The organism is Psychrobacillus sp. OK028 (assembly GCF_900103605.1).
Lineage (GTDB): Bacteria > Bacillota > Bacilli > Bacillales_A > Planococcaceae > Psychrobacillus.
On sequence record NZ_FNHY01000001.1, the window covers coordinates 350109 to 374053 of the forward strand.

A 23945-nucleotide genomic window follows, 5' to 3' on the forward strand; every position below is an offset into this window, starting at 1 on the left:
TTTATATATATTAGAGTATATTAATCTTGATAAATATTTTTTGTAGGAGGTGCAAAGATGGCAAAATACATTACTCGTCGTGTTTTTTATATGTTTATTACGTTTTTCCTGATTGCGACGGCAACATTCTTCTTAATGAAGGCGCTTCCAGGATCCCCGATTAGCTCTGCTTCAAAACTATCCCCTTCACAGCTTGCGGTAGTTGAAGCGAAATATGGATTAGATCAACCGATTCCAGTTCAGTACGCAAAGTATATGTTGAATTTGGCCCAAGGAGATCTTGGTAACTCATTTCAATTTAAGAATGCTAGCGTAACAGACTTAATCATAGATCGATTAGGACCATCTATGTTACTTGGAACTCAAGGATTAGTGCTTGGTGTGGCGCTTGGAATACTATTAGGTATGATTGCAGCATTAAGACAAAATACAGTTTGGGATTACGGTAGTACGTTTGTGGCTATTATCGGTATATCTATTCCATCTTTCGTTTTTGCAACTTTCCTTCAATATTGGTTAGCGGTTAAATGGGAACTATTCCCAGTAGCGCTGTGGAAGGATGGCTGGATGTCCAGCGTACTCCCTTCTATTGCATTAGCAATGGGTCCACTTGCGACAGCTTCTCGATTTATACGTACGGAAATGATTGAGGTTTTAAGTTCAGATTATATTACTTTAGCAAAATCTAAAGGGGCAACTGGTTTCGAAATCGCATTTAAGCATGCATTCCGAAATGCATTGATCCCGCTAGTGACAGTTTTAGGACCACTAGCAGCTGGATTATTAACAGGATCTCTTGTTATTGAACAAATCTTCGCAATACCTGGTATCGGAGAGCAATTTGTTAAATCCATTATGTCAAATGACTTCTCTATTATTATGGGAACTACATTGTTCTTCTCTGCATTCCTAATTGTCGTAATATTCTTGGTAGATGTACTTTATGGTATCATCGACCCACGTATTCGTTTGTCAGGAGGTAAAGATTAATGAATCACGACTTACAAAAACCACCTGCAGATTCTTTTGAAAGAATTCAAATTGATGCTAGTCATGCGGAGCGTATTACAAAACCGAGTTTGAGCTTCTGGCAAGATGCTTGGCTTCGTATTCGCAAAAACAAAGCTGCGATCGTTAGTATGTTCCTATTACTATTTATAATAATTATGGCGTTTGTTGGACCAATGATAAGTCCACATGATGCAAAAACACAAACTATCACTCATGCTAATTTACCCCCAAAAGTTCCCGGAATTGAGAAACTTGGAATAATGGACGGTGTTGGTGTACTTGCAGGTAAAGAAGTAGATCTGTATGAAATGAAAAAGGTTGATACGTATTACTGGTTTGGAACAGACGGTCTTGGCCGTGATATGTTCTCTCGTGTTTGGGAAGGTACACAAATCTCCTTATTTATCGCTTTCGTAGCAGCTTTAATTGATATGGTTATTGGGGTTGCTTATGGGGGAGTATCTGGTTATTATGGTGGACGTGTAGACGATGTTCTACAACGTATTGTTGAAATATTATACGGAATTCCAACACTTGTTATTGTTATTCTAATGCTTACCTTTATGGAACCGGGTATTACCGCGATCATTATCGCCATTACCATTACGGGGTGGATCGGTATGTCTCGTATAGTACGTGGGCAAGTATTAAAATTCAAAAACCAAGAGTTTGTATTAGCATCCCGTACATTAGGTGCAACAAATGGTCGAATTATTTCAAAACATATTTTGCCTAATATTTTAGGTATTATTATTATTAACACAATGTTCACTATTCCAAGTGCTATATTCTTCGAAGCTTTTTTAAGCTTCATAGGGTTAGGTTTACAGCCTCCAGAGGCATCACTTGGAACATTGATAAACGATGGGTATAAACTGATAAAATTCCAACCACATATTCTGTTGTTCCCATCAATTATTATTAGTTTACTTATGATTTCATTCAACTTATTAGGTGATGGATTACGTGACGCACTTGATCCGAAGATGAAAGACTAAAGGAGGAAAGCGAAAATGGAAAAGATTTTAGAAGTTAATGACCTGGAGCTTTCCTTCCATACATTTGCAGGTGAAGTAAAAGCCATTCGTGGTGTAAATTTCGACTTAAAAAAAGGAGAAACACTTGCAATTGTTGGAGAGTCTGGTTCTGGTAAGTCAGTTACAACTAAGGCAATTATGCGGTTGCTGCCTGAATCAAGTTCAGAATTTAAAAATGGACAAATTTTATTCAATGGTAAAGATCTTACTAAGCTATCGGATAAAGAAATGCAGAAAATTCGAGGAAAAGATATTTCGATGATTTTCCAAGATCCGATGACTTCTTTAAATCCAACGATGACTATTGGTAACCAAATTATGGAGCCAATTTTAAAGCACCGTAAACTTGGTAAAGCAGAAGCACGTAAAGTAGCAATTGATTTACTACGTTTAGTAGGTATGCCTAAACCGGAAGCTCGTATTAAACAATATCCACACCAATTTTCTGGTGGGCAGCGCCAGCGTATTGTTATCGCAATTGCTTTAGCATGTAATCCACAAATTCTAATAGCAGATGAACCTACGACTGCGTTAGATGTTACGATACAAGCGCAAATTTTAGAATTGATGAAGGATTTGCAGAAGAAAATTGATACATCTATCATTTTCATTACACATGACCTCGGAGTTGTGGCTAATGTAGCAGATAGAGTTGCAGTTATGTATGGTGGTAAAATTGTTGAGATTGGAACTGTAGATGAAATATTCTATAATCCACAGCATCCTTATACATGGGGGTTACTAAGCTCTATGCCGTCACTAGATACAGCAGAAGCGAAATTGTATGCAATTCCAGGAACTCCTCCTGATTTATTGAATCCTCCGAAAGGCGATGCTTTTGCTTTACGTAGTGATTATGCATTGAAAATAGATTTAGAACAAGCACCATCGTTCTTTAAAGTAAGCGAAACTCACTCTGCTGCTACGTGGTTATTACATCCGGATGCTCCGGAAGTTGAACCGCCTTTAGCAATTGTAGAACGTATGAAGAAATTCCCTGGAAGCCGCTATTACGAAGGAACGGAAGGAGGTACTTACTAATGGCTGAAAAATTACTAGAAATTAAAAATCTTAAGCAGTATTTCAATCAAGGTAAGCCTAATGAAGTTCGCGCAGTAGATGACATTAGCTTCGATATTTATAAAGGGGAAACGCTTGGATTAGTTGGAGAATCTGGTTGTGGTAAATCTACGACAGGTCGTACAATTATTCGTCTTTATGATGCAACAGACGGACAAGTAATTTATGACGGAGTAAATGTACATGATAAAAAATCAAAAAACGATTTAAAGTCATTTAACCGTAAAATGCAAATGATTTTCCAAGATCCTTATGCATCCTTGAATCCTCGTATGAAAGTACTGGATATCATAGCAGAAGGTCTAGATATTCATGGACTTGTGAAAAATCCAAAAGAACGTAAAGAACGCGTGGTTGAATTATTAGAAACTGTAGGCTTGAACCGTGAGCATGCCGATCGTTATGCTCATGAGTTTTCTGGTGGACAACGTCAACGTTTAGGAATTGCAAGAGCTTTGGCTGTTAATCCAGAATTTATCATTGCCGATGAGCCAATCTCAGCGTTGGACGTTTCTATTCAAGCACAAGTTGTTAACTTACTGAAGGAATTACAAGAACAGAAGGGCTTAACTTATTTGTTTATTGCCCATGATTTATCAATGGTAAAGTACATTTCTGATCGTATTGGGGTAATGTATTTTGGGAAACTAGTTGAGCTGGCACCTGCAGAGGATTTATACAATAATCCAATGCATCCATATACACAATCATTGTTGTCGGCTATCCCACTTCCGGATCCAAATTATGAGCGTACTCGTGTACGTAAATCCTACGACCCTGCCTCTCATAATTATCAAGATGGGGAAGAAATCGCAATGCGTGAGGTAACACCTGGACATTTTGTTTATTGTTCCGAAAAAGAGTTTGCGACTTTGCAAGCAATTTCAGGATCACGAATTTAATGAATCAACGACCGTTCAATCGAACGGTCGTTTTTTAGATATATTATTCCTTAAGCTCAGGACTTATTATGAATAACACTACTGATTTCCGTTACAGGTGGACGCGTTTCGCGGGGTGAGCTTTGAGCTATCACCGTCGCTATCGCGCCGCTGTGATATCTCATCTGTCTCACTCATCCCGCAGAAGTCGCCACCTTCCACTACAATCAACGAAGTGAGTAGTACTCCCAAATTAGAATAGGCACAGCTTATCGCTAAGATAATGAGATTAGTTAAGTATATTTAGGGAAAAAACCAGTTGTAATCACTATTGAAAAAGAAATACTTTGTTGTTAGCAGAATTTAAACGAATAGTAAGTATCTATCCAATATAGAAGAAGAGAAGCGCACGAAATTGTATCTTCGATCGCTACTTCTATAAATAGGAAAGAACCTTTTCTCTAGTTATCCAGGTAGGTCTTAACCTGTTTCTAAGAGTTTCAAGAAGGCGTTGGACAGATAACCGCCATAAGATTACCGAGAATAGTTATGCTGTTGGTGACGTCTGTCACCAACAGCATATCTAAAAATTCACCCCCGGTAGTAATATATCAGACGTCTGTCCAAAGACCGCTAAAAACGATAGAAACAGGTTTGACCTTAAAGGAACCGAACATCATTTTGCCTGGATTTTTTTATAGATGTTAGTCACATTGACACTTTCATTCATTTGCATGAATTGTTAGAATGAAAGGACTTAAAGTAAAGGAAAGGAATTTTTATTATATGAAAAAACATTTTAGTGTAATAGCTTCCGTATCAATTGCAATGACTATATTGCTGCCAATTACAAGTAATGCAGAAACACCCTTGTTTTCAAAGGATTTTGCAACAAAAGAATATAGTTTTAAGTCAATAGATGAAAAAGTCGTATCATCTTCTAAATTATTCGTATTTGATTCTGGATTAACGTTCGAATATCCGGATGCAGTAAGAGGTGTCTATGTAACGGGACATTCTGCTGGTGGGGGACGTTTTAATGACTTATTGAAACTGATGGATACAACGGATCTCAATGCAATGGTTATCGATATAAAAGATGATTTTGGAAATCTGACTTACATCCCTGCAGAAGATTCTCCATTAACCAAATATAATATTGGGAAGCCATACATAAAAGATACGCAAAAAATGTTAAAGACAATGGAGGAAAAACAAATCTATCCTATAGCACGCATCGTGATATTTAAAGACACGGAGCTTGCAGAGAGAAAGCCAGAATGGTCCTTTGTAGAAGGTACATCGGTTTGGAAAAATGGACGGGGTGAAGCATTCGTCAATCCATTTATGCAAGAGGTATGGGATTATAATGTAGAAATTGCTATAGAGGCTGCGAAGATGGGCTTTAAAGAAATTCAATTTGACTATGTTCGTTTTCCTGAAGGATTTGAAAAAAGAGAAAACAGTTTAAAATACTCCATGGGTACATATGAAACTTCAGAGCAAGACTTTGTTCAACGCAGAGTTTCAGCAGTTACGGATTTTGTTGCTTATGCACGGGAAAAGCTTAAACCATATGGTGCCCAACTATCGGTAGATATCTTTGGGTATTCCGCTACATTACCTGAAGCACCTGGAATCGGACAAAATTTTAATAAAATATCTCAAAACGTGGATGTTATTTCTTCCATGATCTACCCAAGTCACTGGACTTCTTACTTTGGCATCGCTAAACCAGATTTAGAGCCATATAGATTGGTACAGGAATACGCAAAAGTGGAAAATGCTAAACTAGCAGAGCTTGAAGATCCACCAGTATCTAGACCATGGTTACAAGATTTTACGGCTTCTTATCTAGGGGCAGGAAATTATCAAACATATGGTAAAGCTGAAGTGGAAGCGCAAATTAAGGCTTTAAAAGAAGCAGGTATAAATGAATACTTATTATGGAACGCTGGAAATAAATATTCAAAAGGCGTGGATTATACTCCTTAACCATATCTTAATAATTTAAGGAAACGTAAAGAATGAAAAAGTAGGATGAAATTTTATCCTACTTTTTTTCTTTTTTTGAAACCTTTTTACATTAAAAACGTATTATTAGTATAACAGCTATTTTCATTAAGTATTACTAATTGATAATATGATTTTTTTATTCGGTAGATGTTTAAGATCATTAAATGATGGGTATTAATTAATATGTATATAACTTATCTTTAGTAAATTTAAGGATTCCTTCATAAGTAACACGAAATTGTGACATTAATTTTTGGAAGGTAAAATTTCCTTAAAAACATATTTAAAATCAAATAAAAGTAGTGTATACTGATAAAGTACATTACTACATTAAATTAATTATAATCTACTTTATATAACACAGACATTTGAAAGGAAGTGTTTTTTAAAATGATCGTAACGTTATTCACATCACCTAGTTGTACTTCTTGTAGAAAAGCGAAAGCTTGGTTAGAAGAACATGAGATAGCATACAAAGAACGTAATATTTTTTCCGAACCACTTAGTATAAGTGAAATAAAAGAAATTCTACGAATGACAGAAGACGGAACAGATGAAATTATTTCAACTCGTTCAAAAATATTCCAAAAATTAAACGTGGATTTAGAAAGTCTTCCGTTACAACGACTATATGAATTAATCCAAGAACATCCTGGATTATTACGCAGACCAATTATTTTAGACGAAAAACGTTTGCAAGTTGGTTACAATGAAGATGAAATTCGTAGGTTCTTACCTAGAAAAGTACGTGCTTATCAACTTCTTGAAGCACAACGTCTAGTTAACTAGGATTATACTAAGCTAATTATTTTTCAAAGCACCTTTGAAAAATAATTGGCTTTTCTTTTTCTCTTCTACTTGCAATCGGAGGTAAAATTTTCTACAATGCATATAGTTTAATTAATAATTTTAAAAGTGAAGCAGGAATCCTTTTCTTTTTTTCACAAACGACATACAATAGTAATAGACACTACACATTTGAGACGGTAAGAAGCGGGAGGAGATGTGTTAAATGGATATCGAGCGTATCAATGATAACACTTTCAAAGTATACATTTCATACATCGACATTGAAGAAAGAGGCTTCAGCCGAGATGAAATCTGGTTCAATAAGGATAAGAGCGAGCAGCTTTTTTGGGAAATGATGGATGAGGTTCATGATGATGATCATTTTGAAGAATTAGATGGTCCTTTATGGATTCAAGTTCATGCGATGGAAAAAGGTTTGGAAGTGATTGTTACAAGAACGGAAATAACAAAACAAGATGAGCGTTTAGGTAATAATTCGGATGTAGATGATATATCGAGTAAAATATTTAAAAATGGGGTATCAAGTTCAATCGGCCCACATGAGTTTGATGACTTTTCAAGTTATATGGAGGAATTAGAGGATATTCCTACGGATTATACATTTGTTTTTGAGAGCTTCGACGATGTAATTGGTCTTGCGAAAAAGTTAGATGAAGGAGATCTACAGACCTCTTTATATTTTTATGAAGAGAAGTACTATTTGCATATTGTTTTTGATTTTGATATTACGGAGTTCGAATCAGTGCTTAATACTTTAAGTATTGTTTCAGAGTTTGCCAATAGTTCAAAGACAACTATTCATATGATTGAAGAATATGGGAAACAGATAATTGCCGATGCTGTGCTAGATGAGTTAAATAAACATTTTTAAAACCTTCTACTTTTAGAAGGTTTTTTTAATGATTAAAAGTTATAATAGTGTACCGTGAACAATTGGTACAAAGCATTTGTAAGAATTAATAATCCTCTGGTTTACCTTACAGGTGGACGCTTTCTGCAAGCATTGCCTAGGTCCCCTCGCTCGGAAAACATATGCACCTGCATGCTTGCATTATTGACTGAAAATTTGTATATTAATAGCAAGAGGTGATACAAATTCTAACAGCCGTAACAGCAAATGGAGAACTTATCATAGCTGCACAGCATCCACGGACCTATTTAGACAAAATGAAATCCACCCACATCTTCTCCTGCATACAATGCAATGAACAAGTAATATTAAAAAACGGTATGATAAAAACCCCACATTTTGCGCATACTCGTAATGCTTCTTGTACACAAGCTTTTTCAGAAGGAGAAAGTGAGGATCATCTAAACGGCAAACTACATTTATTTGAATTGTTACAAAAGCATGACCGATCCGTCCAACTTGAAGCCTATCTTCCTTCGCTTCTACAAAGACCTGATTTATATATTCAAAGCGAACCCTATCCCATTGCAATAGAGTTTCAATGTAGTCAAATATCAGTAACCGCAATTCAGCAGCGAACAGCAGGCTATATATCCAAGAATATTAATCCAATTTGGATACTACGAACACCAAAAATTTCTGATTTCCCTTTTCAAGGAATCGGAACTATGCAGCTCTCCGCTTTTAGACAACAGTTTTTTTATACAACTCCAAATGGTCAAATAATACTCACGTATTGCCCCCAATCTAAATATTTTCATTATATTTCACACCCCATGCATATTAAGGCAAATAATTATATTGTTAAAATAAAAAAGCTTTCTTTAGAAAACCAGACCTGGCCATTTGCTATTATAAAAAAGAACTCGTGGGAGGATTTTCAAAAGTATTTCACTCTATATAAGCATCAACGATACAAACATTTGGACAATCTATACTTTTTTAATAGAAAAGGAATTCAATCTACGTTTCTAAAAATATGTTATAGATGGAGAGTCCCTCCTAAACAAATTCCATTCTTTATAGGCATTCCGACAATGAACGCTTCTATTTTCTCCATCCATGCTGCCGAGTGGCAAATACAGTTTATCGACTATTTACAAAAACTCGCACTTACTATACCTCAAGCAAATTACCAACACTGCGAATCATTCCTGAATTATAGAAACTTAGCTACCAGTCTATCAGAAGAACATATAAAGGCAGTCGAATCCTATCTTATTCTATTGCAGTACTGTTTAATTTCATCCAGTGAAGTTATATATGAGAGTAAAATAGACTACACAATGATGATACGTATGTTATACAATGAATTTCTTGCAAATTGATTAGAAAATTGAGAAAATAGGAAGTGATTCGAAATTCGAAACAATATAAGGGGGAACTTAGTTTGACGGCAGATACAAAAAACAAAATTTTGACTCGTGAAGAAGTAGCAGAAAACCTAACATGGAAATTAGAAGATATTTTCGCTACTAATGATGAATGGGAGAAAGAGTATCAAGAGGTTTCTACTTTATCAGAGAAGGCTTCTTCATATCAAGGAACAATTAGCAACGGAGCACATGCATTACTCGATGTGTTAACATACCGTGATGAAATTACGTCAAGATTACGTAAACTGTACACATTTGCACATATGCGTACAGACCAAGATACAGCTAATAGCACATACCAGGCGATGGATAGTCGCATTAAATCTCTATATGTGAAAGTTTCTACAGAGCTATCCTTTTTAGTTCCAGAGATTCTTTCAGTGGATGAGAGTGTTCTTGCCGATTATTTAGCTGAAAATAAAAATTTACAAGTATACAGACAATTACTTGAGGAAATTAACAAAGAACGACCACATGTTCTTCCAAAAGAACAGGAAGCATTATTAGCACAATTCTCAGAAGTTGCTGGAGCTTCATCCGATACTTTTGGAAAATTAAATAATGCAGATTTAGAATTTCCAACTATAAAGGATGAAGATGGTAATGATGTGCAACTAACACATGGCAGATTTTCACGTTTCTTAGAAAGTGAGGACCCTCGTGTACGTGAGGAAGCATTTAAAGCAATGTATGATACTTATGGTAAATTCCGTAATACATTTGCGTCAACATTAACAGGGAATATTAAAGGAGACAATATCAACGCGAAAATTCGAAACTACGGGTCGGCGCGTGAAGCTGCAATGTCTAACAATCATATTCCAGAAAGCGTATATGACAACTTAGTAAATACGATTAATAAAAATGTTCATTTGCTTCATCGATATGTAGGGTTACGTAAAAAAGTACTTGGTCTAGATGAATTGCATATGTGGGATCTTTATACACCGTTAGTGAAAGAACTGAATATGGAATACACGTATGAAGAGGCTTGTGATGCGATGATTAAGAGCTTTGAACCATTAGGTGAAGAGTACGTTTCAATCGTAAAGAAGGGGCTTGAAAGTCGTTGGGTGGATGTAGTAGAAACGAAGGGCAAACGGTCTGGGGCATATTCTTCAGGAACATACGGTACGAATCCATATATTTTGATGAACTGGCAAAATAATGTAAATAATCTTTTTACGCTTGCACATGAATTTGGGCATAGTATTCATAGTTATTATACTAGAGCAAACCAACCTTATGTTTACGGTGATTATTCGATATTTGTGGCAGAAGTAGCTTCAACTTGCAACGAGGCATTATTGAACGATTACTTACTGAGAACAATTGACGATCCTAAGAAACGTATTTACTTATTAAATCACTGGTTAGAAGGTTTCCGGGGAACTGTTTTCCGTCAAACGATGTTTGCAGAGTTTGAACATATTATTCACCAGTTAGATCAAAATGGGGAGGCACTAACTGCTGATAAGCTAACAGAGGAATATTATAAGTTAAATCAAAAATACTTTGGTGATGAAATTGTAATAGATGAGCAAATTGGTTTAGAATGGGCAAGAATTCCTCATTTCTATTACAACTATTATGTATATCAGTATGCAACCGGGCTGAGCGCAGCTACCGCACTTAGCAATCAAATTCTATCTGAAGGAAAGCCGGCTGTAGATCGTTATATTAATGAGTTCCTAAAAGCAGGCAGTTCAGATTACCCAATTGAAGTATTGAAAAAAGCAGGGGTAGATATGAATACAGCTGCTCCTATTGAAGAAGCATGTCGTGTATTCGAAGAAAAATTAAATGAATTAGAACAACTACTTTTATGGGAATAACTAAAAGCCTGGCATTTCGCCAGGCTTTTTTATTCCAAGTAATAACAGTTAAAGGTAGGACGTCCAATGATGTATGACGAATTTGTGAAAAGCGAAGTGAATATATTGTATTTTATAAAATGACGTGTTAAAGTAAGAGTGTGAAATAAATCACAAGATAACATACACCCCTTTGTTTGAACGTGAACATTTCTCCCATCCCCTTTGTAAATGAAAATGCCCTTTCCTCGGTAGGAGGAAAAGGGCATTTTCTTTTTTTGAAAGATAAGAAAAATATCCCTGGAACACTGAGTTCAAGCTATTTGTAGAATAAACAATCCTCTGATTTCCATTACAGCGCATTTTCATGTTTCTAAGCTATCCCAACAGTGCAGAAACTGGTGGACGCTCCTAATTGTTTCCTCAACTTGCTCGCTTGAAAACAGATACTCCTGCGGTTACTCATCGACAATGTCTTCGCTTAACAAAAATAGCAGCCTATCTTTTTATAAGATAGACTGCTATTTCTTTATTTTAACCGCCATAACACGGTGTTTGGTAAGACAAGTCTTTCAACCTTTTGCAATAATAGTAGTTTTTTAAGCTCACGTTCGGCTAATTGATTGGAAATATTATAATAGCTGGCAATTTCATTTGTAGTTAAAGAATAGAAACGATCAAAAAGTTTTTCCAGTAAAGGAGGCTCTTGAACTTCTGGTTTTTCATAAAGCATTTCTTGTAAAATCTGTACATATATCTCGTAAGGATAATTTCCAGCTATTTTTATACCTTCATCTTCAATATTTTCATTAAAGAATACAACACTTGGAAAAGTATCTACTTCCATTTCACAAGTAATGGACAGGTCGCTTTGGAAGGATCTTGCACATTCATTGGAAAGAAAGTCACGAGTAAATTCATCTACATCAAGTTTAACTTCATCTGCTATCTCCTGTAAAACGGAAAAGGATGTGACTTTTTTAGTTTTCAAAAACAAGTATTCTTGTATTTTTATTAGAAATCGTAGAGCAGCTTTTTTTCCTTGAAATTCAGCAGCTTTCACAGCGATAGAAGGAAAAACCGAATGCTCTATTTTGGAAACATTGAATGCACCATTACTCAATTTGGCATTTGGAAAATTACAAACTGCATTTAAATTATTCAATTGAGTACTTAATACTGTTCGTACAGTAAAATACTGTCCGTACTCAACTTGCAATTTCCGTAGGGTAGGTTGCATATCCCAACAAGTTGGACAAAGTGGGTCCAAAAACACATACATTTCAAGCGGCTTGTTTACTAAAGGGGATGTGAACGTCTCAGACGGAATTTGTATTCTTGACACTATTCTTCCTCCTCATGACTCATTTGATTGACCATGTGGTTTGCTGTAAGCTCTAAACGTCTATAGAATGTATCACGAAACTTGCCTTCTAATCCTACCTTATCCATTGCATCTCTCATGCAGGAAAGCCAAGCTTGTGCTCGTTCAGGTGTAATAGGAAAAGGATTGTGACGCATTTTCATCATCGGATGCCCGTGTTCTTCTGTATATAAATTAGGTCCACCTAAATATTGAGTGAGAAATTGTTTTTGTTTTCTAGCTGTTTCCGATAAATCATTTGGAAAAATCGGTATAAGAAGTGGATGCTTTGCGACATTGCCATAAAATGTATCGACAAGCAGATGTAATTTCTCTGCTCCAATTTCATCGTAAGGAAGTATTGGCTGCTGTGTCATTTTCTTTACCCCTTTGCTCTAGGACTATACTTATTCTATCAACGAAATCCAAATATCTCAAACAATTAGATTATCTCATAGTAGTGACTAGGTAGTTTTATAGCCCTACCGCGTTCACAGATCTTAATAAAACTCGTAATTCTAAGCACTTTTTAACTATTGCATGAGCATTTTATAGCATTCAAAATAAAAAACAACCTATTAATATTAATAGATTGTCCGTGCTTTAGTTATGCATGAAAGTAATTCATCACTTTTTTTACGTAATTTTGTGTTTCTTTATATGGTGGTATACCATCATATTTTTTTACTGCTCCAGGACCTGCGTTATATGCGGCTAGCGCTGTTTCCATATTCCCATCAAATTTAGAAAGCATTTGACTTATATATTTTGCTCCACCCATTATATTTTGTTCTGGATCTAATGTATTTGTAACACCTAGATACTTAGCTGTACCTGGCATTAATTGCATTAAGCCTGAAGCACCAGCAGAACTAGTAGCTAAAGGGTTAAAATTAGATTCTTGTTTGATAATGGATGAAATAAGCTTTTCAGGAATATTGTACGTTGCAGCGGCCTTCTTGATGATTTCATCAAAATCAGTTCCATATTTTGTAGTAGTGGATAATTTAGTAGAAATGGCTTCTCTTAAGCTACTCTGCTCTAAGTGTAAATTAGATGGAACAAATACAGAGGAGGTACCACTATATAATAAAGAAGATAAATTTTCAGTCTGAGAATCGCCAGTACTTGCCTGTAAAACTTGTCCTAACATTTCAGAAAACATGGAAGAAGTAGAAGAGCTGTTTTGAGCACTTTGTACACTTCCTAGTGACTGCATTGCATCTATCTCCATTAAAACTTTTAGGGATTGAATATCCAAAGGGATCAACCTTTCAACATAGCGTTATATTTCACAAGGCGAGCAATTTTTTTATCTGTGTGTCTAATAGGAATACTATGTGAATCTAATAAATCACGAAACACTTTTTCCCCATATTTTACATCACTACTCTCATATTCTACCTCAAAATCCTCTGTTTGACCATAAATGGAATGATCCAAAAAAAGATTTCCGGTTTCATAAGGAATTTGTACACGATTAGTTTGTAGAGTACCAATACATTTTAAAGGAGAAACAAGATTAAATTGCTCTAGAAAGGGAATAGAAGGAAAAATGGTTTCTTGGATAATGAGATCCTTCTCCTGGTCAGATATAGTTACCGTATTTTCTTCCATAACATGTTCTACTAAAGGACGTTTAAGTGTTAGTTCATTTTTGTCTTTTAAAATGCGTAAGCGAAAACCCATTCCCTTGTCCTTAAAAAAGTTATCTTCTGTATCAAAGTAATAATTTGTTTGAGAGTTGAAGTCCTCTTGGTCAACCTGAAAAAAGGAAACAAAAAGCTCGAACTCTTGCTTGGTTAATAAATTTTTAAATTCTATTTCTTTTTCGATTTGCATAATACACGACCTTTCCTATAATTTCTATTATAGCGCTTTTCAACGAGTTTCAATATGTTAAAATAGTGGAAGAATGGACAGAAAGGAACGATTATTTTGCCTATTACTTATAATGTGCATAGTGGAGTTCAGTTAGAAAATGATATACGTTTTACACTAGAGGTATTACCTAATAATCCTCATCTAAAAGCATCTGGTCAAATGATTACTGATTCGGACTCTAATGCTTTTATCTACCTATTAGAAGATGAAACAGGTTATCATTATTTAAAGTTTGGTCAAGAAGTTTGGCCATTGCTCGTAACTACCTTAAAAGCTGTAGAAGATCCATCGTTGCAAATCGCTGACAAAGAGTTGACTTTACATGGCTTTAAAGAAGAGCTAGACATGCTTATTTTCAATATTGAAGGTAATGACAATTACGGTGCTGAATTTTCCAAAGCAGTGGAAGTAGCATTTAGAGAAATTTTACAAGCATAGTCGTTAGGTCAATGGAAGTGGAGGTCAAGCTTATGGGTCAATGGGATCGCTTTTTAGAACCGTACAAGCAGGCGGTTTCAGAGTTAAAAGTAAAATTAAAAGGAATGCGAGCGCAGTTTGAGAGAGAGAATACAAATTCACCTATCGAGTTTGTAACTGGTCGTGTCAAACCGTTGGCGAGTATATATGATAAATCTTTAGAAAAAGGAATATTATTTGAGCCCTCGGATACGTTGGCACAAGAAATTCCTGATATTGCAGGTTTACGGATGATGTGTCAATTTGTCGATGATATAGAAACGGTTGTTGATTTATTGCGTGCTAGAAATGATATAAGAGTAGTCGAAGAGCGCGATTATATTTCCCATAAAAAACAAAGTGGGTATAGATCGTATCATATGATTATTGAATATCCAGTACAAACAATACACGGCGAGATAAATATTCTTGCAGAGATTCAAATCCGAACTTTAGCCATGAATTTCTGGGCTTCCATTGAGCATTCGTTAAATTACAAGTATAAGGGAATATTTCCGGAAGAAATAAAAAAGAGATTACAATATGCTGCAGAAGCAGCATTTCGTCTAGATGAAGAAATGTCTCTCATACGTGGAGAGATTCAAGAAGCACAAAAATACTTTAGTGAAAACAAAGAACTTTCGCATCCAAGTCTACTTGAATCGAAAAATGAAAGAGAGGGCACCTAAATCATGAAATTTTTTGTATTATCTCGAAATGATGATTTATCCAATCAATTAATGGAAAGTGCAATAACGTATTTAGTAGACTTTGGGCTTATATTAGATGAAGAAAATCCCGATATTGTTCTATCGATCGGTGGGGACGGTACATTGTTACATGCCTTCCATAAGTATAAGCATTTAACCACTTCTGTGGCATTTGTAGGTCTGCACACAGGGCACCTAGGATTCTATGCGGATTGGAAACCCCAAGAGATTGAAAAATTAGTCATAAGTATAGCGAAAAAAGAATTTGAAGTAATAGAATACCCTTTACTCGAAGTGACAATCAATTATAGACATGGCGAGGATAGTTCAGTTTATTTGGCATTAAATGAGTCTACCGTAAAATCTCCAGATGTTACTTTAGTAATGGATGTGGAGCTAAATGGGGACCATTTCGAGCGATTTAGAGGCGATGGGTTATGTATGTCGACTCCTTCGGGGAGTACTGCATATAACAAAGCGCTTGGTGGGGCCATTGTGCATCCTTCGTTAGAAGCTATTCAACTTGCAGAAATTGCTTCTATTAATAACAGGGTTTTCCGTACAGTTGGTTCATCACTTGTTTTACCAAAACATCACTCTTGCTTACTAAAACCCGTCAAAGGACCAGATTTCATGGTAACCGTTGATCACCTTCAGTTATTGCATAAAGATGTTCAATCGATTAAGTATCGAGTAGCAGATGAAAAAGTTCGCTTTGCTAGATTTAGGTCATTCCCATTCTGGCATAGAGTACATGCCTCCTTTATCGATAGTGATTTAGAAATATGAAAAAAGAGTTAATCCATCTGACCTTTCAAGTTAATGAATCAGAACAATTACTTCGAGATGCAATTCGACAATATGGTATTTCGAAAAAAGCATTGACAAGTATAAAATATGAGGGTGGAAAAATTACAGTCAACGGAGAAGAGAAGACAGTCCGACATAGATTAGATCTTGGTGATAAGGTTCAGATCACATTTCCACCAGAGAAAAAAAGTGCTGGACTCATCCCACAACAAGTAGAGTTTCCTATTTTAATGGAGGATGACCACCTTCTCATCCTAACGAAAGATGCAGGAGTAAGCACTATACCATCTCGAGAGCATCCGACCGGGACAATGGCAAACTTTATCGCGGGATATATGGAGAAAAGTGGGCTATCCTCCACGGTGCACATAGTGACTAGGTTAGATAAAGACACGTCTGGCATCATTTGTGTTGCGAAGCATCGGCATGCTCATCATTTGCTGAGTGAAATGCAAAAGTCAGGACAGATTTCGCGAACTTATGAAGCAATCGTTCATGGTCATATTCAACGAGAAGAATTTGTTGTCGATGCGCCTATCGGACGAAGGAATGGCAGTATTATTGAACGAGTAATCGATTTGGATGGTAAACAGGCTAAAACCTCTGTAAAAGTATTGAGTCGTTTTGAGGAACATGGAGAAAAACTAACGCATGTACGATTACAATTACATACTGGTCGAACTCATCAGATTCGTGTACATATGATGTCCATTGGTCATCCATTAATTGGGGATGACTTATATGGCGGCGATTTACAGTTAATAGGGAGACAAGCACTTCATGCGAGAGAGCTTACTCTACTTCATCCTTTCTCTAAAGAAAATATTCACTTAATTGCTCCTTTTCCAGAAGATATGAATGCATTAATTCCCACTAATTATTCCTAAAATGACAGGAAGAATGGTGGGATTTCAAATTTAGAATTGATAAACATTATTTCCTAGGCAATATTTTTATTGCTTATTTAATCCTTACTCCATACAATAAATAAGGACATACGCACGAGAGGAGGGGAAAGTGTGAAAGATGAAATGACTCAACAACCTTTAGAGGAGTCCGTACTAATTGAGTTTTTGTTGAATGATTCTATGGACGACTTTAGGGAAGAATTTATGCAACTTCATCCATATGATCAATCCATATTTTTTGAAAAGGTGGAGCCTGATTTAAGGAAGAAAATCTATCATTACCTTTCTCCTAAAGAAATAGCTGAACTATTTGAAGCGACAAAATTTGAAGATGAAAAATATGATTTATTTATGCAAGAAATGGATATTACTTATGCCGCTGATATGCTTTCTTTTATGTATACAGATAATGCTGTAGATGTACTAAATGAGTTAGGAAAAGATCAGGTTGCAAGTTATTTAAACATAATGGATAAGGAATCTGCTCAAGAAATTAAGGATCTCTTACATTATGAGGAATATACTGCTGGCTCCATTATGACTACGGAATATGTAGCGATTCCTGAGAATTCAACATGTCGCTCAGCCATGACTATTCTACGTAGTGCTGCACCTGAAGCAGAGACCATCTATTATCTATTTGTGGTAGATGATGATCATAAACTTTCTGGAGTTATTTCACTTCGTGATCTTATAATTGCTGATGAGGATACGTTGATAAAAGATGTTATGAATGATCGGGTAGTTAGTGTTCTAGTGAGCGTTGACCAAGAGGAAGTAGCCCGAATGATTAAAGACTATGATTTTCTAGCTGTTCCAGTAGTAGATTTCAAAGATCATTTACTTGGGATTGTTACAGTCGATGATATTTTAGATGTATTGGACGAAGAAGCCTCTGACGATTACTCTAAACTTGCCGGGGTATCCAATATGGATACGTTTGATAAAGGGCCATTACAGGCTGCAAGAAAAAGATTGCCATGGCTGATCATTTTATTATTCCTCGGAATGTTTACTGCTAATTTAATGAGTATTTTTGAGCAAACGCTAGATAAGGTTGCACTGCTCGCTGTATTTATACCTTTAATCGCTGGTATGGCTGGAAATAGTGGGACACAAGCGCTAGCCGTTGCAGTTCGCGGTATTGCAACAGGTGATATAGCGGAGCAAAGTAAGACGAAATTGCTCTTTAGAGAGGCTGGCACAGGTTTAATTACAGGTCTCATTTGCGGCTTGCTTGTTGTTGCAGTAGTATATTTTTGGAAACATGATTTATTAATTGGAATATTGGTAGGGTCATCTATTTTTGGATCTATTTTTATTGCTACATTAGGTGGTTCTTTTATACCTTTATTAATACATCGAATGAAAATAGACCCGGCAGTAGCATCGGGACCATTTATCACTACGGTTAATGATGTAGTAAGTATTTTAATATACCTTGGTCTGGCTACAATCTTTATCTCATCTTTGTAATTTGTATCATATTTTTTCATAGTTGCATAAAGTAAAGTAAAAAGGATGTGCATATGCACTCATTTAATGATCCTTTGCTCTTTATAAAAGGTCCTCCAGTCTTTCATCTACCACCGAAGGAACGAATGGAAGCACCAAATGAATTACAGGATGAAAGTACATCGATTTATGAAATACAAAAAAGCTTTTCCACGAAAACACTAGCAATTATGGATAAATTGAACTTTTTGGCGAAACCATTTCAAAGAAAAGTGTATAGGCCGCTAGTCTTTCATCTGAAAACTGGAGTATCTGTGCAAGGTGAAGTGGAGAAAGTTGAAGAAGATACGGTTACTTTACTCGTAGGAACAGAAGAATTGATAACGTATCCAGTAGAAGAAATCGAAAGAATTGTTTGGCGTGGAAGTATATTAAAATGAAAAAAAGCTATCCTATTGTAGGATAGTTTTTTTTTTTTGAGAAAGTTCCTATGGATGAATAAATAATCTTATGATTTCTTTTCAGGTAGAAGTGTTTCACAGGGGGAACGATGAGCTATCCCCATCGCTACGAGCTGTTTGATATCACATCTGTCTCTCTGATCACGCTGAAGTTGCCACCTTTCACTGCAATCAATTTAATGAGTACTCAACTTTAAAATTAAGCATAGCTAGTTCTTAAAAGATTAGACAACTTTTTAGTGACTTACTGCAATCGCTTGTATTCTGTTTTAAATTAAAGATGCTATCCAATGTTAAAAGAATAGATCTCTTATTTATGTGATATTCAACTTTCCTTTTATTAAGGGGTTACTATTGATTGGAGAGCAGGTCGGCGACTCGAGTGGGACAGCACGAGGGAGAGAATTTAGGCGCGAGCTGTGCTAACAGAAGCGTTCAATCGGAGCGGAAATCATCGGCATATTTTGGTTTTTCTTCATAAAAGGAAATAATATTTCTCAAATAAAGGTACCTAGAATCAAGTTCTTTTGGCCGGGGTTTCTTATATTCTCAATTCAATGCATAAAAAAACCGCTCGGGTTAACCCCGAACGGAATAGACACTACAAAGATGAAACGATCAGTCACATACACCTAAAAATACATCGGCGATACATTCGATTGCACAGAAACAATTCAAATCTACAGTTATACAGCTACCAGAAGATCTCCAGTTACGAACCTTACAAAGTTTGCGTAAATCAACTTTTGTACCGAATTCGTTCAATAGATCAACCTCGTGACGTTCTCTGTCAAGTGGCTCTAGTACACGTAAAGTTGCACAGCACCCGTCAAAAATATCCTCTACACGGAAGAATACAGAAATGCAATCACAATCAAATCTATCATTATCACGGAAAAATGCTTTAAATGGATCTCCGTCCTTTGTTAACAACATAAACACACGTGTGTCAGCTTGACGTCGAGCAGCAGGGCTAACAAGACCTCCAAGTGGTTCTAGAAAACAATTTGTCGGACATTGAGGGCACTCGTCGTTTGTTGCTTGGTCTTGTATATCTTTAATTGCGCGGACAACATCACAAACGCAATTTCTAGATTCTCTTTCATCCATAACATCACCTACTTTTCCACAACCCATTAAATTCACCTCCTCTTTATCTCTTACTAACGTATGTGGGAAGTTGAACTTGATTAGGGCAAATATCTCGTAACCAAATTGCATATTTCAATTTGCTCAGAGCATACTAACACAAAAAAGGAGCAACTATATTGTATGAAAAAAAGCATAATTTTTTTTCTGTTGGCTTTATCGTTGGGAGCTTGTTCAAGTGCCCAAGAACAAGTGATTTTTCCTTCAGATGATTCCACTTCACTAAATCCGATCATTCAAAAACATGATACGATCCACGGGTATAAAAGTGTGATAAACGAGGAAGCTATTTTAGTGGCAATTTCTATCAATCGATTTGATCGTTTTAATAAAACAAAAATTGAAAAAAAGTTAACGAAGCAAATTGAAAAAGCTTTTCCCGAAAAAGAAGTACTTGTCTCTGGCGATCAAAAAGTTATGTGGGAAGTGGAATCTATCATAGAGCAAAAACCGAAAAAGGAAGATCTAAAAAAGTTGATTGAGAAAATAAAATCATTATCAAAGGAAGAGACATAATGGATCAACAACAATTCCAAAAAATAGTAGATGAAAAAAATCCCAAAGTACCTTATTTTATGAACATTATCAAGGCGTTTATCGTTGGAGGAATAATTTGTACGATTGGACAGCTGATTACCTTTTTTTATATGCGTTTTTTTCCTTTCACAGAAGCAACTGCGGGTAATCCAACGGTTGCAACTTTAGTTTTTATCGCGATGATTTTAACAGGAACAGGAATTTACAAAAAAATTGCACAAGTTGGAGGTGCTGGTTCTGCTGTACCTGTCACAGGATTTGGTAACGCAGTAATTTCAGCTGCTATAGAACATAGATCGGAAGGATATGTTTTAGGAGTGGGAGGAAATATGTTCAAGCTAGCAGGATCAGTAATATTATTTGGCGTTTTATCGGCTTTTGTTGTTGCTCTTATTAAAACAATTCTAGTGAATATTGGTGTGATCTCATGGTAAACACTTTCGGAACGTTACAGTTTTCTACTAAAATTTGCATAGCAAGTACAGGAATAGTCGTGGGGCCAGTTGAAAAGGATAGCGCTTTTGCTGATTCCTTTGATGAGGTTCTTTCATTAGAAACGGAGAAAGAGGAAACACATGAGCAGGCACATACTCGTATGATTGAAAAAGCATGTCATTGGGCCGCTAAAAAGAATCATACTCAAGTGGATAAAGTGGATGTTCTTATAGGAGGCGATCTTATCAATCAGCTCTCCCCAACAAATTTTGCAGCGCGAAGCTTGGCTGTACCTCTACTAGGTGTTTTTTCTGCATGTGCCAGTTCGATGGAAGCTGTTATTATAGGAAGTTTACTATTAGAATCAGGGAATGCAAGAACTGTACTTGCCGGGGCATCCAGTCATCATCAAGCTGTAGAAAAACAGTTCAGATACCCACTTGAGTACGGTGCTCAAAAACCTAAAACAGCCCAATGGACCGTAACGGGAGCAGGTTTTTCGCTGTTAGAAAAAGATATAAAAAATGCTCCTGTCGTCACACATGCCACTATTGGTAAAGTTGTGGATAGTTATCAAACAAATCCATTACACATGGGTGCTGCAATGGCCTCTGCTGCTAGAGATACAATTGAGCGACATTTAAAGAATACAAACAGTAAAATGGCGGACTTCGATGTAATCATGACAGGTGATTTAGGGAATATAGGAATTTCTATATTAAAGGAAATGTTTCAAGATGAAAATACTGGGGTGGTCCTTCAAGATGCTGGGGCTCAGTTTTATGGAAATGATACATTTTTTAATGCAGGAGCCAGTGGAGCAGGTTGTTCGGCAACGGTTTTCTTTGGTCAAATATATGATCAGTTAAAAAAAGGATTTTTTAAACGTGTTTTGCTTGTAGCAACTGGTGCATTATTGTCTCCTTTAACTTTTCAGCAGGGGGAAACAATCCCTTGTATTGCACATGCCATTGAATGCCGTATGGAAAAGAGGGGTTAACATGATTTCATCATTAGTGACAGCATTTATTGTTGGGGGCTTAATATGCGTTATTGGTCAAATTTTCATGGATGTATTTAAACTAACACCTGCACATACATTAAGCACATTAGTTGTATTAGGTTCCGTACTCGATGGTTTTGGTCTATATGAGCCATTGATTGATTTTGCTGGAGCAGGGGCAACAGTTCCAATTACTTCCTTTGGTAATTCCTTGACGCATGGTGCATTAGCAGAGGCAGAGAAACACGGGCTTATAGGGGTTTTAACAGGAATGTTTGAAGTTACAAGCTCTGGTATTAGTGCTGCTATTTTGTTTGGAGCAATTGGTGCATTCATTTTTCACAAACGGAAAACAATGTACTAGTTAAATCGCCCTTTTTCCCATTCTCCTCTTGCATACAATAAGTCGAAGAGGAGAGGAGGGAAAGAGTATGTATGGCTACTGTGGCGGAGGTTATCCTGGATATTACGGAGGAAACGAGTACGGAGGTAATAAGAGTTCTACATTTGTACTAATCGTCGTATTATTTATATTATTAATCATTGTTGGTAGAAGCTTTCTCCCTTATTAAAGAAAAATAAAGATGTGAGGGGGAAAAATTATGCAAAATTCATTTTTTAAATCAATTGAAAACAAAACCGGTGTATCAATGGATGAACTATTTACACTTGCCAATGCCATCTCATATGCTGATTTTACGGATGAAAAACAGGTTCGTAAAATTGTACGTAAAGTTGGCAAGTTAGCAAAGAAGCCTGTTTCTCAGGAATTAGAAGATGAACTGACTCGTTCTATTTTACAGAGTGGTAGTTCATTAAGTATGGCAGATATTCAAAAATTATTATAAATTATTAAAAATAGAGTTTAAGTTTTATAAGGTTGGGGTAAAGCTAAATACAATAATAAATGTGGGGGTGGATTAAATGGGATATATTCTTCCAATACAACCGATTCAATCACAGGTTTATGCAAATCGAATGATATCAAATGATTATAATTTTGCGTATATAGACGATGTTCAAAATGTAAAATTCAAATCAGATTTTGAGGACCATTTAGAAAAGCAGGAACAGCTTCTTGAAGAAGAGCAAAATCAGGTATCGGAACTCGAGAGACCATCCATCCAGCCTTTATTTAAAAGCTTTATCCAACCTAATCCAGTAAACCTTTCACCGAAAATTGCTGAAATTAGTGGAAAAGGAAATAGTGTAAATTTGTACGTATAGTTCAAGCTGTTGGAAAATCGCTTATCGAGTTTATTTCGATAAGCGATTTTTTTGTAGAAAAACTAAAGGCCTAGCTATTCCCGTGATGGAATTTAGCCAGACCTTTATTTACTTTGTGAAATTGGCATAATTTTAATTTTTCAAGTGTGTGTAAATATTCGGCATTCAAAAGAGCTTTTAACCAAAGCTCTTTCTGAACGTAATAAATAACAACTATTTTTTATGTCCTTTTTTCTTTCCAGTGGAGTCTTTCTTATGATCAGACTCTTTTTTGTTTTCGTCAGGTTCTATTTTTTCATGTTTTTCCTTTTTAGCGTCACTCTTTGCTTCTTTATTATCAGTTTCACTGGATTCTTTTTTCTCTTTTTTTTCTTTTTTATTTGTATTATTATCTTCTTTTTTCTCTGACTCCTTAGAGCTCTTTTTCTCTTTTTTCCCCTTATTGTCTGCAATATCCTCTTCTTTTTTCAGGTTCCGCCCATTTTCGTGTTTAGGACTTTCTAATTGATCTAAATTTTTTTCTTGCGCTTCATTCTCATTAATATCTATAAGTTCTTTTAATGTATCCTCCGAATTATGATGAGGCAATTTTTTCTTTTTATGGTCTTTCAA

Annotated in this window: 28 protein-coding genes; 22 read left to right on the plus strand and 6 right to left on the minus strand. The window is 35.9% G+C overall.

The window, feature by feature from the left end:
* Nucleotides 1–57 precede the first annotated feature (57 nt).
* The 9 genes from opp3b to pepF all read left to right on the plus strand — a co-directional run bounded on the left by opp3b (nt 58) and on the right by pepF (nt 10956).
* Nucleotides 58–990, plus strand: coding sequence for an oligopeptide ABC transporter permease (gene opp3b / locus BLR36_RS01345; RefSeq protein ID WP_093059652.1), 933 nt, complete (start codon nt 58–60; stop codon nt 988–990).
* Nucleotides 990–2009, plus strand: a complete 1020-nt coding sequence (gene opp3C / locus BLR36_RS01350) for an oligopeptide ABC transporter permease (RefSeq protein ID WP_093059654.1) — start codon at nt 990–992, stop codon at nt 2007–2009. The genes opp3b and opp3C overlap by 1 nt, the downstream gene beginning before the upstream one ends.
* 15 nt (nt 2010–2024) lie before the next feature.
* The gene (locus BLR36_RS01355) at nt 2025–3089 is read left to right on the plus strand and encodes an ABC transporter ATP-binding protein (protein WP_093059656.1); all 1065 of its coding nucleotides are present in this window, start codon (nt 2025–2027) and stop codon (nt 3087–3089) included.
* The gene (locus BLR36_RS01360) at nt 3089–4030 is read left to right on the plus strand and encodes an ABC transporter ATP-binding protein (RefSeq protein ID WP_093059658.1); all 942 of its coding nucleotides are present in this window, start codon (nt 3089–3091) and stop codon (nt 4028–4030) included. Before BLR36_RS01355 ends, BLR36_RS01360 begins: the two co-directional genes overlap by 1 nt.
* Nucleotides 4031–4795: 765 nt before the next feature.
* A complete protein-coding gene (locus BLR36_RS01365; protein ID WP_093059660.1) occupies nt 4796–6004 on the plus strand; it encodes a putative glycoside hydrolase in 1209 nt (402 codons plus the stop codon).
* A 414-nt stretch (nt 6005–6418) separates the two neighbouring features.
* On the plus strand, nt 6419–6814 hold the full coding sequence (gene spxA, locus BLR36_RS01370) for a transcriptional regulator SpxA (RefSeq protein ID WP_175453953.1): 396 nt from the start codon (nt 6419–6421) through the stop codon (nt 6812–6814).
* Nucleotides 6815–7037: 223 nt separating this feature from the next.
* On the plus strand, nt 7038–7706 hold the full coding sequence (mecA, locus tag BLR36_RS01375; protein WP_093059664.1) for an adaptor protein MecA: 669 nt from the start codon (nt 7038–7040) through the stop codon (nt 7704–7706).
* A 215-nt stretch (nt 7707–7921) separates the two neighbouring features.
* Entirely contained in the window at nt 7922–9073 is a 1152-nt protein-coding gene (locus BLR36_RS01380; RefSeq protein ID WP_093059666.1) for a competence protein CoiA, read from the plus strand.
* A gap of 62 nt (nt 9074–9135) precedes the next feature.
* Nucleotides 9136–10956: an oligoendopeptidase F gene (pepF, locus tag BLR36_RS01385; RefSeq protein WP_093059668.1), complete on the plus strand. Its 1821-nt coding sequence runs from the start codon at nt 9136–9138 to the stop codon at nt 10954–10956.
* A gap of 508 nt (nt 10957–11464) precedes the next feature.
* Here pepF and BLR36_RS01390 read toward each other — a convergent pair.
* The 4 genes from BLR36_RS01390 to BLR36_RS01405 form a co-directional block, all read right to left on the minus strand.
* On the minus strand, nt 11465–12280 hold the full coding sequence (locus tag BLR36_RS01390) for a DsbA family protein (RefSeq protein ID WP_254771305.1): 816 nt from the start codon (nt 12278–12280) through the stop codon (nt 11465–11467).
* The gene (locus BLR36_RS01395; RefSeq protein ID WP_093059670.1) at nt 12280–12675 is read right to left on the minus strand and encodes a globin domain-containing protein; all 396 of its coding nucleotides are present in this window, start codon (nt 12673–12675) and stop codon (nt 12280–12282) included. The genes BLR36_RS01390 and BLR36_RS01395 overlap by 1 nt, the downstream gene beginning before the upstream one ends.
* Before the next feature lie 230 nt (nt 12676–12905).
* The gene (locus BLR36_RS01400; protein WP_093059672.1) at nt 12906–13559 is read right to left on the minus strand and encodes a lytic transglycosylase domain-containing protein; all 654 of its coding nucleotides are present in this window, start codon (nt 13557–13559) and stop codon (nt 12906–12908) included.
* A gap of 5 nt (nt 13560–13564) precedes the next feature.
* Nucleotides 13565–14140: a CYTH domain-containing protein gene (locus tag BLR36_RS01405; RefSeq protein ID WP_093059674.1), complete on the minus strand. Its 576-nt coding sequence runs from the start codon at nt 14138–14140 to the stop codon at nt 13565–13567.
* Between the two features lie 96 nt (nt 14141–14236).
* Between BLR36_RS01405 and BLR36_RS01410 the strand changes: the two genes are divergently transcribed.
* The 6 genes from BLR36_RS01410 to BLR36_RS01435 all read left to right on the plus strand — a co-directional run bounded on the left by BLR36_RS01410 (nt 14237) and on the right by BLR36_RS01435 (nt 18961).
* On the plus strand, nt 14237–14620 hold the full coding sequence (locus tag BLR36_RS01410; protein ID WP_093059676.1) for a UPF0738 family protein: 384 nt from the start codon (nt 14237–14239) through the stop codon (nt 14618–14620).
* A gap of 32 nt (nt 14621–14652) precedes the next feature.
* A complete protein-coding gene (locus tag BLR36_RS01415) occupies nt 14653–15327 on the plus strand; it encodes a GTP diphosphokinase (protein ID WP_093059678.1) in 675 nt (224 codons plus the stop codon).
* Nucleotides 15328–15330: 3 nt separating this feature from the next.
* Complete coding sequence (locus tag BLR36_RS01420) at nt 15331–16137, plus strand: NAD kinase (protein WP_093059680.1); 807 nt, start codon at nt 15331–15333, stop codon at nt 16135–16137.
* Nucleotides 16134–17045: an RluA family pseudouridine synthase gene (locus tag BLR36_RS01425; protein ID WP_093059682.1), complete on the plus strand. Its 912-nt coding sequence runs from the start codon at nt 16134–16136 to the stop codon at nt 17043–17045. The genes BLR36_RS01420 and BLR36_RS01425 overlap by 4 nt, the downstream gene beginning before the upstream one ends.
* A 144-nt stretch (nt 17046–17189) precedes the next feature.
* A complete protein-coding gene (mgtE, locus tag BLR36_RS01430) occupies nt 17190–18542 on the plus strand; it encodes a magnesium transporter (RefSeq protein WP_093060267.1) in 1353 nt (450 codons plus the stop codon).
* A 53-nt stretch (nt 18543–18595) separates the two neighbouring features.
* Nucleotides 18596–18961 (plus strand): hypothetical protein, encoded by a 366-nt coding sequence (locus tag BLR36_RS01435; protein WP_093059684.1) that lies wholly within the window; start codon nt 18596–18598, stop codon nt 18959–18961.
* A 639-nt stretch (nt 18962–19600) separates the two neighbouring features.
* Here the strand turns inward: BLR36_RS01435 and BLR36_RS01440 are convergent.
* Nucleotides 19601–20119 (minus strand): CotY/CotZ family spore coat protein, encoded by a 519-nt coding sequence (locus BLR36_RS01440; RefSeq protein WP_093059686.1) that lies wholly within the window; start codon nt 20117–20119, stop codon nt 19601–19603.
* A gap of 135 nt (nt 20120–20254) precedes the next feature.
* Between BLR36_RS01440 and BLR36_RS01445 the strand changes: the two genes are divergently transcribed.
* From BLR36_RS01445 to BLR36_RS01475, 7 genes are all read left to right on the plus strand, one after another.
* Entirely contained in the window at nt 20255–20647 is a 393-nt protein-coding gene (locus BLR36_RS01445) for a putative periplasmic lipoprotein (RefSeq protein ID WP_093059688.1), read from the plus strand.
* Nucleotides 20647–21102: a stage V sporulation protein AC gene (gene spoVAC, locus BLR36_RS01450; protein ID WP_093059690.1), complete on the plus strand. Its 456-nt coding sequence runs from the start codon at nt 20647–20649 to the stop codon at nt 21100–21102. The genes BLR36_RS01445 and spoVAC overlap by 1 nt, the downstream gene beginning before the upstream one ends.
* Nucleotides 21096–22103 carry a beta-ketoacyl-[acyl-carrier-protein] synthase family protein gene (locus BLR36_RS01455; protein ID WP_093059693.1) on the plus strand — a complete coding sequence of 336 codons (1008 nt, stop codon included), beginning with the start codon at nt 21096–21098 and terminating at the stop codon, nt 22101–22103. The genes spoVAC and BLR36_RS01455 overlap by 7 nt, the downstream gene beginning before the upstream one ends.
* Nucleotide 22104: 1 nt before the next feature.
* Nucleotides 22105–22470 (plus strand): stage V sporulation protein AE, encoded by a 366-nt coding sequence (gene spoVAE / locus BLR36_RS01460; RefSeq protein ID WP_093059695.1) that lies wholly within the window; start codon nt 22105–22107, stop codon nt 22468–22470.
* A 67-nt stretch (nt 22471–22537) separates the two neighbouring features.
* Nucleotides 22538–22678 (plus strand): YjcZ family sporulation protein, encoded by a 141-nt coding sequence (locus BLR36_RS01465; RefSeq protein WP_093059697.1) that lies wholly within the window; start codon nt 22538–22540, stop codon nt 22676–22678.
* A gap of 30 nt (nt 22679–22708) precedes the next feature.
* On the plus strand, nt 22709–22954 hold the full coding sequence (locus BLR36_RS01470) for a stage VI sporulation protein F (RefSeq protein WP_093059699.1): 246 nt from the start codon (nt 22709–22711) through the stop codon (nt 22952–22954).
* Nucleotides 22955–23030: 76 nt separating this feature from the next.
* Complete coding sequence (locus BLR36_RS01475) at nt 23031–23333, plus strand: hypothetical protein (protein WP_093059701.1); 303 nt, start codon at nt 23031–23033, stop codon at nt 23331–23333.
* A gap of 213 nt (nt 23334–23546) precedes the next feature.
* Here BLR36_RS01475 and BLR36_RS18670 read toward each other — a convergent pair whose 3' ends face one another.
* Nucleotides 23547–23945 (minus strand): hypothetical protein, encoded by a 399-nt coding sequence (locus BLR36_RS18670; RefSeq protein ID WP_175453938.1) that lies wholly within the window; start codon nt 23943–23945, stop codon nt 23547–23549.

Coding starts and splice junctions, on each gene's coding strand:
- opp3b (WP_093059652.1), top strand. CDS start 58: ATGGCAAAATACATTACTCGTCGTGTTTTTTATATGTTTATTACGTTT.
- opp3C (WP_093059654.1), top strand. CDS start 990: ATGAATCACGACTTACAAAAACCACCTGCAGATTCTTTTGAAAGAATT.
- BLR36_RS01355 (WP_093059656.1), top strand. CDS start 2,025: ATGGAAAAGATTTTAGAAGTTAATGACCTGGAGCTTTCCTTCCATACA.
- BLR36_RS01360 (WP_093059658.1), top strand. CDS start 3,089: ATGGCTGAAAAATTACTAGAAATTAAAAATCTTAAGCAGTATTTCAAT.
- BLR36_RS01365 (WP_093059660.1), top strand. CDS start 4,796: ATGAAAAAACATTTTAGTGTAATAGCTTCCGTATCAATTGCAATGACT.
- mecA (WP_093059664.1), top strand. CDS start 7,038: ATGGATATCGAGCGTATCAATGATAACACTTTCAAAGTATACATTTCA.
- BLR36_RS01395 (WP_093059670.1), bottom strand. CDS start 12,675: ATGACACAGCAGCCAATACTTCCTTACGATGAAATTGGAGCAGAGAAA.
- BLR36_RS01405 (WP_093059674.1), bottom strand. CDS start 14,140: ATGCAAATCGAAAAAGAAATAGAATTTAAAAATTTATTAACCAAGCAA.
- BLR36_RS01415 (WP_093059678.1), top strand. CDS start 14,653: ATGGGTCAATGGGATCGCTTTTTAGAACCGTACAAGCAGGCGGTTTCA.
- BLR36_RS01420 (WP_093059680.1), top strand. CDS start 15,331: ATGAAATTTTTTGTATTATCTCGAAATGATGATTTATCCAATCAATTA.
- BLR36_RS01425 (WP_093059682.1), top strand. CDS start 16,134: ATGAAAAAAGAGTTAATCCATCTGACCTTTCAAGTTAATGAATCAGAA.
- mgtE (WP_093060267.1), top strand. CDS start 17,190: ATGACTCAACAACCTTTAGAGGAGTCCGTACTAATTGAGTTTTTGTTG.
- BLR36_RS01435 (WP_093059684.1), top strand. CDS start 18,596: ATGCACTCATTTAATGATCCTTTGCTCTTTATAAAAGGTCCTCCAGTC.
- BLR36_RS01440 (WP_093059686.1), bottom strand. CDS start 20,119: ATGGGTTGTGGAAAAGTAGGTGATGTTATGGATGAAAGAGAATCTAGA.
- BLR36_RS01445 (WP_093059688.1), top strand. CDS start 20,255: ATGAAAAAAAGCATAATTTTTTTTCTGTTGGCTTTATCGTTGGGAGCT.
- spoVAC (WP_093059690.1), top strand. CDS start 20,647: ATGGATCAACAACAATTCCAAAAAATAGTAGATGAAAAAAATCCCAAA.
- BLR36_RS01455 (WP_093059693.1), top strand. CDS start 21,096: ATGGTAAACACTTTCGGAACGTTACAGTTTTCTACTAAAATTTGCATA.
- spoVAE (WP_093059695.1), top strand. CDS start 22,105: ATGATTTCATCATTAGTGACAGCATTTATTGTTGGGGGCTTAATATGC.
- BLR36_RS01465 (WP_093059697.1), top strand. CDS start 22,538: ATGTATGGCTACTGTGGCGGAGGTTATCCTGGATATTACGGAGGAAAC.
- BLR36_RS01470 (WP_093059699.1), top strand. CDS start 22,709: ATGCAAAATTCATTTTTTAAATCAATTGAAAACAAAACCGGTGTATCA.
- BLR36_RS01475 (WP_093059701.1), top strand. CDS start 23,031: ATGGGATATATTCTTCCAATACAACCGATTCAATCACAGGTTTATGCA.